The organism is Variovorax sp. Varisp53 (assembly GCF_059491555.1).
This window is the reverse complement of sequence record NZ_CP168512.1, coordinates 5,884,805-5,897,034: the sequence shown is the minus strand read 5'-3', so window position 1 is coordinate 5,897,034 and position 12,230 is coordinate 5,884,805. Positions and strand designations below refer to the sequence as shown.

Sequence of the window (12,230 nt, the reverse complement as noted above, 5' to 3'; positions counted from 1 at the left end):
CTCAGGCGTGGTGCCGGACGGGCCGCGCCGCGCCGGGGCGCAGCCGCAGCGCCACGCCGGCGAGCCACATGCCGGCCGCGCCGGTGATGCCGAAGCCGCGCTCGGTGTCGCGCACCTCGCGCATCAGCTGCACGAGCCGCGCCTGCTCATGCGGCGCCACGCAGCGCTGCAGCGTGTGGCCGCACAGGCGGATGTGGCGATCCTCGTCGGCCAGCACGCGCGACAGCAGCGGATGCAGCGCATGCCGCGAGCCGATCAGCGCGCAATGGCGCTGCAGGATGCGCGATGCCATCTGCTCGGCCGCGAGGCCGATGGCATAGGCCGGCACCAGCCCGCCGTGCGCGAAGTGCGGTGCATGGCGGTGAATGAGCGCCTGCCAGCGCGCGAGCTTGCGGCGGCTGAACCAGTCGGGCTGCGGCGCCTCTTCGGGCGATGCGGCGGCCTGCGCACTGCCGCCGCGCTCGACGATGGCTTCGGCGAACAGGCGCGCATGCAGCTGCTCGTCGGCCAGGTGCTGGTCGAGCTGGCGCACCAGCCACTCGGGCGGGGCGATGCGCAGCTCGCGCTGCAGCGCCTGCTCGGACGATTCCTCGCCCACGAGGTAGAAGCGCAGCAGCAGCATCTCGCCCGCGTTGCTCGCGTGCAGCTGGCGCAGCGCGGCGCGCTTGACGTGGTGCACAAGGCGCGCCTGCAGGGCGGGCCAGCCGCGCAACGAAGGCGGGGCGAGGCAATCGAAGCCGGGCGCGGCGCCGACCGGGTCAGCGGCCATTGGCCCTGGCCTTCGCGGGCTGCTGCTGTTGCTGCCAGCCCAGCACCAGCCCGATGAAGCTGTCCTGCAGGAAGGCGCGCGCGGCGGCGTCGGCACCCGCGAACTCGCGCTGCTGGCCGTCGTAGCGCACGTAGCCCTTGCCGTTGATGGCGCCGAGCACGAGCTTCTCGTTCTTGTGGAAGCCGCGCTGCAGCAGCGGCTGAAGCAGCGACTGCGATTCGAGCCCGTACAGGAACAGGTCGCGCTGTACCACCTGGCGCGGAATCTGGCCGCTCAGGGCCTGCAGCTCCAGTGTCCAGTTGCCCTGCTGCATGGCTTCGGCCAGCTCGCGCCCCTTGGCGCCCGGCGCGCGAAAGCGTGCGCGCGCCACCGACTTCGAGGCCTTGCTCAGGCCGAGGCCGATGGTGATGTCGGCATCCTTTGCGCCATCGGCGCGGTTGTCGTCGACCTGCACCAGCACGTTGGCCAGGCGCGCGGTCAGCGAGGGCTTGGCGAGCGCCCCGACGATCTGCTCGGCGGTGAGCATCACGCGCTCGGTGCCGGGCTCGTTCACCGTCACCTTGTACGGGTCGATGCGGATGTCGTCGAACTCGCCGCTCACCGGCGAGTGGGCATGGCTGCTCACCGACCATTCGCTGCCCGATCGGCTCAGCAGCGCGTGGAAGGTCAGCGGCACGCGCTGGCCGTCGCGCGCGCGGCCCGAGCCCTGCAGCAGCACGTCGCCCACGATGGTCTTCTCGGGGTAGCTGCGGGTGCTGGCGAAGCGGATGGTGTGCGCCGCGAGGTCGAGCGCGGCGTGGGTGTCGGCGTCGTCGAGGGCGAGGCGGTTGCAGTCGTTGCCGGCGCCCGCGAGCGCGGCGAAGGGGCAGCCGGCTTCGGACCTGAAGTTGAAGACGCCGCGGCCAGTGAAGTCGGCAGCGCTGGCGAGGGTGAAGGCGCCCGCGAGCGCGAGGCCCAGCGTCGCGCGGCGAACGGAAAGCGAAGAGAGGATGTGCATGGTCTTTGGTTGTTGTTCTTCTGGGCAGCGGCGATCAGGGCCGGTGATACGAAAGCGCCTGCGCGTCGGCGTTGGTGCGGCCCGTGGTGTGCCAGCCGATGCCGCGCGCGAACGCGCCCAGCATGTCGACGGCCGAGAAGCCCAGGATGAGTGCCACGCCCGCCAGCCAGCGCAGTCCGCGCAGCGGCGGCAGGTCCTGGTGGTTCAGCGCCTTCATGCTGAAGCCCAGCCGCGTGAACAGCACGCACAGGGGCCCGATCGGCCCGCTCTTCGCGAGCCACTGCCAGCGCGGCGACACATAGCTGCGCAGCAGGTGCGGCGTGAGCGAGTACGTGTCCTGCCCGCGCATCCAGCGCAGCTTGAGCGCTTCGGCACGCGTGTCGGGCAGGCGATGTTCGGTGTGGGCCGCCGCGGCGTAGTGGATGGGCACGCCGGCCGCCTTCAGCCGCATGCCCAGCACCTGGCAGTGCGCGCGGTACACGCCGTCGAGCGCCTGGTAGCTGTGCTCTTCGAACACGTCGCGGCGGAAGGCCACGTTGTTCGCGTAGAAGTTGCTCGTGGCGCCGGCGTGGCCGGCGTTGGGAAAGTACATGAAGTCGATGGTCGTGAGCGCCGTGCCCACCACGTTCGCGGCGTAGCTGGTGCGGCCGGCCACCACGGCGGGCGCATCGGCCCGGGTGAAGGGCAGCAGCATCTGCAGCAGCCAGTCGTCGTCGGGCAGGCAGTCGGCGTCGGCGAACACCACGTGCGTGCAGCGCTGCGCATCGGTGGCCGCGAAGCCGACGTTCTTGGCGTCGTAGTAGCCGGTGCTCGCGTCGATGCGCACGAAGTCGACCGGGCGGCCCGCGAGCGCGCTCACGGCCTCGCAGGTGGCGGGGCTCAGCCCGTCGTGCGTGATGACCACCTGAGCGAGCGCGCCGAGCGGCAGCTTCTGCTTCGCCAGCAGGGCGACCAGGCGCTGCAGGCTGCTGCCTGCCCTGGCTTCGGCATCGGCTCCGCCGCGCAGGTTGTTGGTCTCCAGGACCAGCGCGCATCGCGCGGCAACTTCATCGGGCATCATCGAATTTTCCTGTCCGGACATTTGTTTTGAAGGCTTGCATCCTGCTTTTATCTCACAACCGCGCCCTCCACCAGCGTCGGGCGCCATGGGCCCGCCCATGAAGGTCAGCATCTTCGGCGCCGGCTACGTGGGCCTGGGCTTCGCCGCCTGCCTGGCCGAGGCGGGCCACGAGGTGCTCTGCGCGGACACCGACCCGGCGCGCATCGAGGGCCTGCAGCGCGGCCTGATGCCGCTGCACGAGCCCGGTCTGGAGGCGCTGGTCGTCGCCGGCCTGGCTGCCGGAACACTGCGGTTCACTGTCGACGAGCGCGACGCCTGCCTGCACGGCGACGTGCTTTTCATCGTGGTGAACACGCCGGCCGATGCCGATGGGCGGGTCGACCTGCGGCACGTGATCGCGGTGGCGGCCGGCATCGGGCGGCACCGCGACCGAGAGGCGGTGGTCGTGTGCAAGTCGACCGCGCCCGTGGGCACGGCGGCGCAGGTCGAGGCCGTGCTGAACGGCGAGCTTTCGCGGCGCGGTGTTGCGCATCGCATCGCGGTGGCCGTGAACCCGGAGTTCCTGCGCGAAGGTTCGGCCGTGCGCGACTGCCGGCGGCCCGACCGCGTGGTGATCGGCAGCGAAGACCCCTGGGCCGTCGACCTGCTGACCCGGCTCTACGCACCGTTCGTGCACGACCCCAGGCAGGTGCTCGTGATGGACCGCCGCTCGGCCGAACTGACCAAGTACGCGGCCAACGCCATGCTCGCCACCCGCATCAGCTTCATGAACGAGATGGCACGCGTGGCCGAGCATGCGGGTGCCGACATCGAGGCGGTGCGGCGCGGCATCGGCGCTGACCGCCGCATCGGGCCCGACTTCCTGCAGGCCGGCGCGGGCTATGGCGGCTCGTGCCTCGCAAAGGACGTGCGGGCGCTGACGCATGCGGCCGAACGCGAGGGCCACGTGCTGCGCATCCTCTCGGCGGTCGAGGCGACGAACCACGCGCAGAAGGGCCGGTTGTTCGATCTGATGGTGCACCACTTCGAAGGCCGCATCGCCGGCAAGACCATCGCCGTGTGGGGCCTGGCCTTCAAGCCCGACACCGACGACATGCGCGACGCGCCCAGCCTCGTGCTGCTGGAGCGCCTGCGGGCGGCCGGCGCGCGTGTGCAGGCCTACGACCCGGCGGCGATGCCGAATGCGCGCAGCATCGTCGGCGAGCGCGACGATGTGCGCTGGTGCGCTACGGCGCAGGACGCGCTGAGCGGCGCCGACGTGCTGGCGCTCGTCACCGAGTGGCCGGAGTTCCGCCGGCCCGACTTCGCGCGCATTGCGAAGGAGCTGCGCACGCCGGCCATCTTCGACGGCCGGAATCTCTACGACGCGGCCGAGGCCGAAGCCGCGGGCATCGCGTACTACGGCATCGGCCGCGGGCGATCTTCACTGTTGCGTTGAATCGTCCAGTGGAAGGAACGCCTCGCCCGGCGTGAGCGGCGCATGCCGGTAGCTCGCCGGCGTGCGGCTCAGCTTGACCGGCGCGCCGATGCCGCGGTAGCCGCCGGGCATCTCGACCACCATCTCGCGGTGCAGCGTGTGCGGGTGCTGGAGCGCGGCATCGACCGGCAGCACCGGCGCGGCGGGCACGCCGGCGGCCATCAGCTGCTCGACGAGCGCGCGGCCGTCGAACGCGGCCATTGCCGCCTCGAGCTGTTGCTTCAGTCCGTCGCGATGCACCGAGCGCGCGCCGGCCGTGCGGTAGAGCGGATCGTCCGCCAGGTCGGGCAGGCCGATGCAGCGGCACAGGCTTGCGAACTGCCGGTCGTTGCCGACCGCGACGAACACAGGGTCGGTGCCGGTGGCCAGCGCGTCGTACGGATAGATGTTGGGATGCGCGTTGCCGGTGCGGCGCGGCGCGGTGCCGTCCATGAACCAGTTGGCGGCGTGCGGATGCAGCAGCGAGAGGCCGCTGTCGTACAGCGCGGCTTCCACGAACTGTCCGCGTCCGCTGCGATTGCGCTCCTGCAGCGCGAGCAGCACGCCAATCACGGCGTTGAGCCCGGTCACCATGTCGACCACCGGCAGGCCCACGCGCAGCGGACCGCCGTCGGCCTCGCCGTTGATGCTCATGATGCCGGTCATGGCCTGCACGGCGGCGTCGTAGCCCGGCAGCGCGCCGAGCGGGCCGTCGGCGCCGAAGCCGGACACGCGGCACCATACGAGGCGCGGGAAGCGTTTCGACAGTTCTTCGTAGCCGATGCCCCAGCGCTCCATGGTGCCGGTCTTGAAGTTCTCGATCAGCACGTCGGCCTCGGCCACCAAAGCGAGCAGTGCGTCGCGGCCTTCTTCGGTCGAGAAGTCGAGGTGCTGCACGCGCTTGTTGCGGTTCAGGCCGTGGTAGTAGGAAGCCACGCCGTCCTTGAACGGCGGGCCCCAGGTGCGCGTGTCGTCGCCCTGCGGCGGTTCGACCTTGAGCACATCGGCGCCGTGGTCGCCGAGGATCTGGCCGCAGTAGGGGCCGCCGAGGATGCGGGAGATGTCGAGGACTCGGATGCCTGAGAGGGCGCCTTGGGCTTGTGTCATTTCTTGATCCATTTGTCTTGTCTTTCGGGGCGCGTGCACAGGCCGCCGGGTACTCCCCTCCGCGAATGTCCCCCGGCCTTCGGCCTCCTCCTTTATTTCGCTGCGGGGAGCACCCGACGCCCTGTGCACAGGGCACGCTGCCGGTGTGCGGCCGATCAACAGGTGCTCTGGACGATCACGTCGATGCGGGGGCCTTTTTCGCGAAATAAAGGAGGAGGCCGAAGGCCGGGGGACATTCGCGAAAAAGGTCACCGCGTCGGCGTGATCACGCCCCGAACGAGGCCATGAACTCAGTCCAGCTGCGCCCCAGACTTCTTCACCACGTCCTTCCACTTGGCCGACTCGGCGCCAATGAACTGCCCGAGCTTCTGCGGCGACGTATCGGCAGGCACCTCGAGGCCCTGGGACGCGAACATCTGCTTTACCTTGGGCGAGTTGAGCACCTCGGCGAAGGCCTGATTGAGCTTGGTCACGCGGTCGGCGGGCGTGCCGGCCGGCGCGACGATGCCGAAGAACACGCTCACGTCGTAGCCCTTATAGCCCTGCTCCGAAATCGTCGGCACGTCGGGCAGCACCTGCGAACGCGCGACGGTGGCCACGCCCAGCGCGCGCAGCTTGCCGGCCTTGACGTAGGGCAGCGCGGTGAGGATGTCGGTGAAGGTCATGCTCACCTGGTTGCCCAGCAGATCGTTGAGCGCGGGGCCCGTGCCCTTGTACGGAATGTGCTGCAGGTCGGTGCCGGCCACCGAGTTGAACAGCACGCCCGCGAGATGCGACGACGCGCCGTTGCCCGAAGAGGCATAGCTCAGCTTGCCGGGGTTGGCCTTGGCGTAGGCCACGAGCTCGGGCACGTTCTTCACCGGCAGCGCGGGGTTCACCACCAGGATGTTGGGCAGGTAGCCGACCTGGATCACCGGCGCGAAGCTCTTCACCGGGTCATAGTTGATCTTGCGGTACAGGCTCGCGTTGATGGCCAGCGGGCCCGAGGTGCCGAACATCAGCGTGTGGCCGTCGGCCTCGGCGCGCGCCACGTACTCGGCGCCGATGTTGCCGCCCGCGCCCGCACGGTTCTCCACGATCATGGGCTGGCCGAGACGGTCCTTCATTCCGGCGGCGAGCGTGCGCGCCATGGCGTCGGTGGGGCCGCCCGGCGGGAAGGGGACGACCAGCATCAGCGGCTTGGTTGGGAAGGCATCGGCCGCGTGGACGACCGGCATTGCCGTCATGAACGTGGCGCAGGCGGCCAGCAGGAAGGTGAGGCGTTTCAAGGGATGTCTCCGATTCTTGTGAATTGACAAAGAGGCTCAGGCGAGCGCTTTCGCAGGGCGCACCGCGGCGGCGTTCCAGTCCGCGGGCATGGCGTCGGGCGAGAGCGGATCGCGCGGCAGCACGCGATGCAGCAGCACCAGCTGGGCCCAGCGCAGGCGCGCAGCGGAGCCGCTGTGCGAGGCCTCCCAGGCCATCGCGATGGCGCTGGTGCAGTGGTAGAGCGCCGAGGCGGCCTGGCGCGCGAGCACGTCGCCGCCTTCGCGCGCGGCGGTTTCGGCCAGCGCGGCGGCGCGCTCCAGCGCATCGCGCAGCGCCTTGGCGAAGCCGGGGGCGAGTGCCGCGTCGTCGAGCAGTTTTTCGCAGTGCGCGCGCAGCACCGGCAGCGAGCCTTCGCGCTTTACTGCGCGGATCACGTCGAGCGCCACGATGTTGCTCGTGCCTTCCCAGATCGAGCCCAGGTGGGCGTCGCGCACGAGGCGCGCGTCGCTCCACTCCTCGATGTAGCCGCAGCCGCCGCGCACTTCCATCGCGTCGCCCGTGACTTTGCGTGCATCGCGGCAGGCGCGGAACTTGATGAGCGGCGTGAGGATGCGCAGCAGCGCATAGGCGTCGGGCTCGCCGGCATCGGAGCGGGCCAGCGCCAGCGCTGTCTGGCACACCATCGTGCGTGCCTGCTCGGCGGGCAGGCGCAGCTTGTCGAGCTGGCGCTGCATCAGCGGCATCTGCTCGAGCGTGCGGCCGAAGGCGCGGCGCTCCGAGGCGATGAACTCGGCCTCGGCCACCGCGCGGCGCATCAGGCCGGCGGCCCGCACGCCGTTCGACAGGCGCGAGTTGTTGACCATGTCGGCCATCTGCACGAAGCCGCGGCCCGCTTCGCCCACGAGGTACGCGACCGCGCCTTCGAGGCGGATCTCGCCGCTGGCCATCGAGCGCGTGCCGAGCTTGTCTTTCAAGCGAATGATGCGGTAGTGGTTGAGGCTGCCGTCGTCCAGCCGGCGCGGCAGCAGGAACAGCGACACGCCCTTCATCCCCGCCGCGCCATCGTCGGCGCGTGCGAGCACCATCGCGAAGTCGGCGTCGGGGTTGGAGCAGAACCACTTGTCGCCGGTAAGGCGCCAGCTGCCATCGGCTTCGGCATGCGCCATGGTGGCGGTGGCGGCGATGTCGGAGCCGGCCGCCTGCTCGGTCATGAACATCGCGCCCTGCGCGAGTTCGTCGAAATCGAGCGAGGTCAGGCGCGGCAGGTACCGGGCGACCAGATCAGGCTTGCCGAACTTCTTCAGCGTGCGCGTGAGCGAGTCGGTCATCGACACCGGGCAGCACAGGCCGAACTCGGCCTGCACGAACAGGTAGGTCAGCACGTATTTGACGAGCGGCGGCATCTTGCCCTTCCAACCCAGCGTGTCGTCGCGGTGCGAGATGGCGGCCAGGCCGAACTCGGCGAGCGCGAGGCGTTCCATCTCGACGTAGGCAGGATGCTTGACGACCTTCTGCTCGTCGAGACCGGTGCGCGTGCGCTGCTTCAGCGTGGGCGGGTTGCGGTCGGCGGTGCCGGCCAGCTCGTCGAGCAGGCCGCCCGCGAGGCCGCCCAGGCGCTCGAAGTGCGGCTGCATGTGTTGCCGCAGGTCGTCGGGCAGGTAGAGCGCGAGCAGGGCGTGCAGCTCGGCGTCGGTGGTGAACAGGTTCTGGCCGTGGCGATCGGGAATCGGATGGGCGTGCTCTGCGGACATGCGCTTTGTCTCCTTGGTTTGCCGCATTGTTGAAGCCGCGACGATCCGTGTCTAATATCGATTTGGTCTTGTTCTATTCGATCTGACTATCCATGGAACTGCGGCACCTGCGCTACTTCTCCGTGCTCGCCGAAGAGCTGCACTTCGGGCGCGCGGCGCGGCGCCTGTCGATCTCGCAGCCGCCGCTGTCGGTGGCGATCCGGCAGCTGGAGGACAACGTGGGCGCGCGGCTGTTCGAGCGCAACAGCAAGGAAGTGCGGCTCACGCCTGCGGGGGAAGCGCTGCGCATCTCGGCGCGGCGTGTGCTGCTGCAGGCGGAAGAGGCCGCCATCGAGGCGCGCGATGTGGCGCTGGGTTCGGCGGGTCGGCTGCGCATCGGCTTTGTGGGCGCGATGCTGTACCGGGGCTTGCCGCAGGTGCTGCGTGCCTTTCAGGCGAAGCACCCGGCGGTGCGCATCACGCTGAGCGAACTCAACTCGGGCGTGCAGATCGCCGAGCTGCTGAACGACCGGCTCGACCTCGGCTTTGCCCACACGCGCCGCGTGCCCCTCGAACTGCAGCACCGGCTGCTGCTGTCCGAGCCCTTCGTGGCCTGCCTGCCGGCCGGGCATGCGCTGGCCCGCAAGCGCGTGCTGGCGCCGGCCGACCTGCGCGAGCAGCCCTTCGTGCTGTTCTCGCGCGAGGCCTCGCCCGACTACCACGAGCGCATCCTGTCGATCTGCGCCGACGCGGGCTTCCTGCCCGAGGTGCGGCACGAGGTGCGCCACTGGCTGGCCGTGGTCTCGCTGGTGTCGCAGGGCATGGGCGTGGCGCTGGTGCCGCAGGCGATGCGGCATTCGGCCTTGCGCGGCGCGGTGTTCAGGCCGCTCGACCGGGTGGTGGCGCAGTCGGAGGCCTATGGCATCTGGCGCAACGGACCGGCCAACGTGCTGGTCGAGCGTCTGCTGCAGGGCGTGGCGGACAGCATTGCCGCCGAGCAGGCTCAGGCGTAGAGCGGCTCTTCGGCCATCTGCTCGCATTGGTCTTCGAGCACCAGGATCTGCCCCTTCCAGTAGTCGCTGGAGCCGAACCACGGAAAGTTGATCGGAAAGATCGGGTCTTCCCAGCGCCGTGCCAGCCACGCGCTGTAGTGGATGAGCCGCAGCGTGCGCAGCGGCTCGATCAGCGCCAGCTCGCGGCGGTCGAATTCGCGGAACTGCTCGTAGCCGTCGAGCAGGCCCGACAGCTGCGAGGTGCGCTGTGCGCGGTCGCCCGACAGCAGCATCCACAGGTCCTGCACCGCGAAGCCCGTGCGCGCGTCGTCGAGGTCGACGAAGTGCGGGCCGCCGCCGGGGCGGTCGGTGGGCGTCCACAGGATGTTGCCGGGATGCACGTCGCCGTGCAGGCGCAGCTTGCGGGGCGTGAAATCGGAGGCCGGCAGCTGCAGCGCGAGGGCGGTTGCGCGGACCATGTCCAGCGCCGCGTTGCAGGCCGTTTCCCAGTCGCGCTGCACGTCGAGCGGGATCTTGTCGTTCTCGAGCAGCCAGTCGCGCGAATCGAGGCCGAAGGTCTGCAGGTCCAGCGCGGGGCGGGCCTCGAAAGGCTTGGCGCTGCCCACGGTGTGGATGCGCGCGAGGAAGCGGCCCACCCATTCGAGTACCTCGAAGTCGTCGAGCTCGGGCGCGCGGCCGCCGCGGTAGGGGCTCACGCTGAACGCGAAGCCGGCGTGGTGGTGCAGGGTGCGGCCGTCGAATTCCAGTGGCGCCACAGCGGGCACTTCCGCCGCGGCCAGTTCGAGCGAGAAGCCGTGCTCCTCGAGGATCTCGGCCTCGCTCCAGCGGCCGGGGCGGTAGAACTTGACCACCACCGCCGAGCGATCTTCCAGGTGGACCTGGTAGACCCGGTTTTCGTAGGAGTTCAGGCCGGTGAGCCGGCCGTCGCCGTGCAGGCCGAGCGTCGCGAGCGCGTCGAGCACCACGTCGGGCGTGAGGCTCTCGTAGGGATGGGTGTTGGCAGGCGCCGCGGGGGAAGGGGTCATGCAGCGATTGTCGCCACACGGACCCCCGAGGCTGTTACAGCCCGCCCGGTTGCTTGTAAAGCGAAAGGATATGCCCGGTGCGCGGGTCGCCCTTGCCGGCCAGCACCTGCGCGTAGGCGGCCTGCACGGCCTCGCCGCCGTGGTGGTGCTCGGCGTGCAGCCAGGGGTTGTTGACGTCGGTCACCGTGGCGAGGAAGTTGCGCCAGGCTGCCACCATGCGCCGGCCGAATTCGTCCGCGCCCCATTCGGCGGTGCGCTTCTTGATCTGCGCCGGTGCAAAGAACAGCGTGGCGCGCGGGCCCGACAGGTCCTTGCCCGAGCCCTTGGAGGCGAGTTGCTCCACGTGCGTGCCGCCGATCGAGCAGCTGTACTTCAGATTCGTGAAGCGCTCGTGGATGGCGTTGCGCAGCCCGCCGTTGCCGGCGAAGTCGACGTACACGCAAGGCGTGCCTGCCGCGATGCCGTCGAGCGCGTCGTAGGTCACCACGCGGTGGTAGCAGCCCAGGCTTTCGCAGAAAGCGACGTTGGCTGGCGAGGTCAGGCCGATCACTTCGATGCCTTTGCGCTGGTGCAGCTGAAAGGCCGTGCCGTAGGCTGTCTTGCTCGATGCGCTCGACAGCAGCATGGTGCTGGCGCCGAAGAAGTCGTTGTCGGCCATGAAGTCGTCGATCAGCCACGAGGTGATGAACAGCGGGCGCAGCAGTGCCTGCAGGTCTTCGGTGTCGGTGGTGTAGAGCGGGTCGGCGTTGCAGCGGAAGTACTGGTTGTAGACCGCGGGCAGCTCGGCGCGGTGCGGGGCGGCGTCGGTGAAGCGCGCGACCGACAGCCGGTCGGGGCTCAGCACCGCGCTCGAGGCCATCGGCCAGTAGCCGTAGAGCCGCTCGCCCACCGCCACGCCGGGGTGCTGCGACTGCACCACGCTCGCAAAGCCCCACACCGGAATGCTGCCCCAGCCTTCTTCCTCGGACGGAAAGAACTGCCAGTAGCTCATCGCCTCGCCGAAGGCGGCGTAGGTGATGTTGTTGGAAGTGAGCGCAAAGCTGTCGATGCGCACGCGCACCTGGCCGTCGGCGAGCGGCTCGTCGCTGGCGGTGTGCAGGCGGGTGGTGGCGAGCTGGTCTTTGCGGATGAGAAGGCTGGTGGTGCTCATGAGCGAGGCTCCGGGCGGTTGGTATGCGGCTACGTTAGCCAGCCTCGATGAAAGGCGCCACCGCGCGGCGCGTTTCGGCGTCACCCGTGAGACATCGGCGGGCATGAAAAAAGCGACCCGGCTTGTGGCCGGGTCGCTTCTTCGCGTGTGCAACAAGCGGTCAGGCGATCGTCAAATCGACGTCGATGTTGCCGCGCGTAGCGTTCGAATACGGGCACACCTGGTGAGCGGCGTCGACCAGCTTCTGCTTGGCGTCGATGTCCAGGCCGGGCAGCGTGATCGCCAGCTTCACGGCGATGCCGTAGGCGGCGCCGCCGTTCGTCGGGCCAAGCGAAACGCTGGAGTCGATGGCGACGTCCTCGGGCACCTTCACGCCGATCTTCGGGCCCACGGCCTTCATCGCGCCGATGAAGCAGGCGGCGTAGCCGACAGCGAACAGCTGCTCGGGGTTGGTGCCGGGCTTGCCGGAACCGGGCGAGCTCAGCTTGACGTCGATGGCGCCGTCGCTGGACTTGCCTGCGCCGTCACGGCCGCCGACCGTGTGGGCTTCTGCGGTGTAGAGCACTTTGTCGAGCTTGGTGGTCATGGTGATTCCTTTGGTGATGATGGAGGAGGGTGGTGAAAAGCTTCGTTCTCTCTTGAGGATGCGATCGAAGCGGGAGAAAAAGTTGCGCT

The 12,230-nt window shown here is 69.5% G+C and carries 11 protein-coding genes; 2 read left to right on the top strand and 9 right to left on the bottom strand.

The window, feature by feature from the left end; genetic code table 11:
* Position 1: 1 nt before the first annotated feature.
* From ACEOAB_RS27715 to ACEOAB_RS27705, 3 genes are read right to left on the bottom strand one after another with little or no spacing between them, the layout of a single operon-like run.
* Entirely contained in the window at positions 2 to 769 is a 768-nt protein-coding gene (locus tag ACEOAB_RS27715; RefSeq protein WP_495653253.1) for a hypothetical protein, read from the bottom strand.
* Positions 759 to 1,766 (bottom strand): hypothetical protein, encoded by a 1,008-nt coding sequence (locus tag ACEOAB_RS27710; RefSeq protein ID WP_413749691.1) that lies wholly within the window; start codon positions 1,764 to 1,766, stop codon positions 759 to 761. The genes ACEOAB_RS27715 and ACEOAB_RS27710 overlap by 11 nt, the downstream gene beginning before the upstream one ends.
* A 34-nt stretch (positions 1,767 to 1,800) precedes the next feature.
* On the bottom strand, positions 1,801 to 2,826 hold the full coding sequence (locus ACEOAB_RS27705; protein WP_413749690.1) for a glycosyltransferase family 2 protein: 1,026 nt from the start codon (positions 2,824 to 2,826) through the stop codon (positions 1,801 to 1,803).
* A gap of 97 nt (positions 2,827 to 2,923) precedes the next feature.
* On the opposite strand from ACEOAB_RS27705, the gene ACEOAB_RS27700 reads away from it, so the two are divergent.
* On the top strand, positions 2,924 to 4,264 hold the full coding sequence (locus ACEOAB_RS27700; protein ID WP_413749689.1) for a UDP-glucose dehydrogenase family protein: 1,341 nt from the start codon (positions 2,924 to 2,926) through the stop codon (positions 4,262 to 4,264).
* Here ACEOAB_RS27700 and ACEOAB_RS27695 read toward each other — a convergent pair.
* From ACEOAB_RS27695 to ACEOAB_RS27685, 3 genes are all read right to left on the bottom strand, one after another.
* Positions 4,250 to 5,389, bottom strand: coding sequence for a CaiB/BaiF CoA transferase family protein (locus ACEOAB_RS27695; protein ID WP_495653252.1), 1,140 nt, complete (start codon positions 5,387 to 5,389; stop codon positions 4,250 to 4,252). The two genes, ACEOAB_RS27700 and ACEOAB_RS27695, sit on opposite strands and share 15 nt — an antisense overlap.
* 290 nt (positions 5,390 to 5,679) lie before the next feature.
* Entirely contained in the window at positions 5,680 to 6,657 is a 978-nt protein-coding gene (locus ACEOAB_RS27690; RefSeq protein ID WP_413749687.1) for a Bug family tripartite tricarboxylate transporter substrate binding protein, read from the bottom strand.
* 36 nt (positions 6,658 to 6,693) lie between these two features.
* Positions 6,694 to 8,388: an acyl-CoA dehydrogenase family protein gene (locus ACEOAB_RS27685; protein ID WP_413749686.1), complete on the bottom strand. Its 1,695-nt coding sequence runs from the start codon at positions 8,386 to 8,388 to the stop codon at positions 6,694 to 6,696.
* A 92-nt stretch (positions 8,389 to 8,480) separates the two neighbouring features.
* Between ACEOAB_RS27685 and ACEOAB_RS27680 the strand changes: the two genes are divergently transcribed.
* On the top strand, positions 8,481 to 9,380 hold the full coding sequence (locus tag ACEOAB_RS27680) for a LysR family transcriptional regulator (RefSeq protein ID WP_413749685.1): 900 nt from the start codon (positions 8,481 to 8,483) through the stop codon (positions 9,378 to 9,380).
* Here ACEOAB_RS27680 and ACEOAB_RS27675 read toward each other — a convergent pair.
* The 3 genes from ACEOAB_RS27675 to ACEOAB_RS27665 all read right to left on the bottom strand — a co-directional run bounded on the left by ACEOAB_RS27675 (position 9,371) and on the right by ACEOAB_RS27665 (position 12,141).
* Positions 9,371 to 10,405 (bottom strand): serine/threonine protein kinase, encoded by a 1,035-nt coding sequence (locus ACEOAB_RS27675; protein WP_413749684.1) that lies wholly within the window; start codon positions 10,403 to 10,405, stop codon positions 9,371 to 9,373. The genes ACEOAB_RS27680 and ACEOAB_RS27675 overlap by 10 nt on opposite strands.
* Before the next feature lie 34 nt (positions 10,406 to 10,439).
* Positions 10,440 to 11,555: a DUF2855 family protein gene (locus ACEOAB_RS27670; protein WP_413749683.1), complete on the bottom strand. Its 1,116-nt coding sequence runs from the start codon at positions 11,553 to 11,555 to the stop codon at positions 10,440 to 10,442.
* A 160-nt stretch (positions 11,556 to 11,715) separates the two neighbouring features.
* The gene (locus tag ACEOAB_RS27665) at positions 11,716 to 12,141 is read right to left on the bottom strand and encodes an organic hydroperoxide resistance protein (protein ID WP_413749682.1); all 426 of its coding nucleotides are present in this window, start codon (positions 12,139 to 12,141) and stop codon (positions 11,716 to 11,718) included.
* Positions 12,142 to 12,230 lie beyond the last annotated feature (89 nt).

Excerpts from the sequence above, each read along its gene's own strand:
- ACEOAB_RS27715 (WP_495653253.1), bottom strand. The coding sequence starts at position 769 with ATGGCCGCTGACCCGGTCGGCGCCGCGCCCGGCTTCGATTGCCTCGCC.
- ACEOAB_RS27710 (WP_413749691.1), bottom strand. The coding sequence starts at position 1,766 with ATGCACATCCTCTCTTCGCTTTCCGTTCGCCGCGCGACGCTGGGCCTC.
- ACEOAB_RS27705 (WP_413749690.1), bottom strand. The coding sequence starts at position 2,826 with ATGATGCCCGATGAAGTTGCCGCGCGATGCGCGCTGGTCCTGGAGACC.
- ACEOAB_RS27700 (WP_413749689.1), top strand. The coding sequence starts at position 2,924 with ATGAAGGTCAGCATCTTCGGCGCCGGCTACGTGGGCCTGGGCTTCGCC.
- ACEOAB_RS27695 (WP_495653252.1), bottom strand. The coding sequence starts at position 5,389 with ATGACACAAGCCCAAGGCGCCCTCTCAGGCATCCGAGTCCTCGACATC.
- ACEOAB_RS27685 (WP_413749686.1), bottom strand. The coding sequence starts at position 8,388 with ATGTCCGCAGAGCACGCCCATCCGATTCCCGATCGCCACGGCCAGAAC.
- ACEOAB_RS27680 (WP_413749685.1), top strand. The coding sequence starts at position 8,481 with ATGGAACTGCGGCACCTGCGCTACTTCTCCGTGCTCGCCGAAGAGCTG.
- ACEOAB_RS27675 (WP_413749684.1), bottom strand. The coding sequence starts at position 10,405 with ATGACCCCTTCCCCCGCGGCGCCTGCCAACACCCATCCCTACGAGAGC.
- ACEOAB_RS27670 (WP_413749683.1), bottom strand. The coding sequence starts at position 11,555 with ATGAGCACCACCAGCCTTCTCATCCGCAAAGACCAGCTCGCCACCACC.
- ACEOAB_RS27665 (WP_413749682.1), bottom strand. The coding sequence starts at position 12,141 with ATGACCACCAAGCTCGACAAAGTGCTCTACACCGCAGAAGCCCACACG.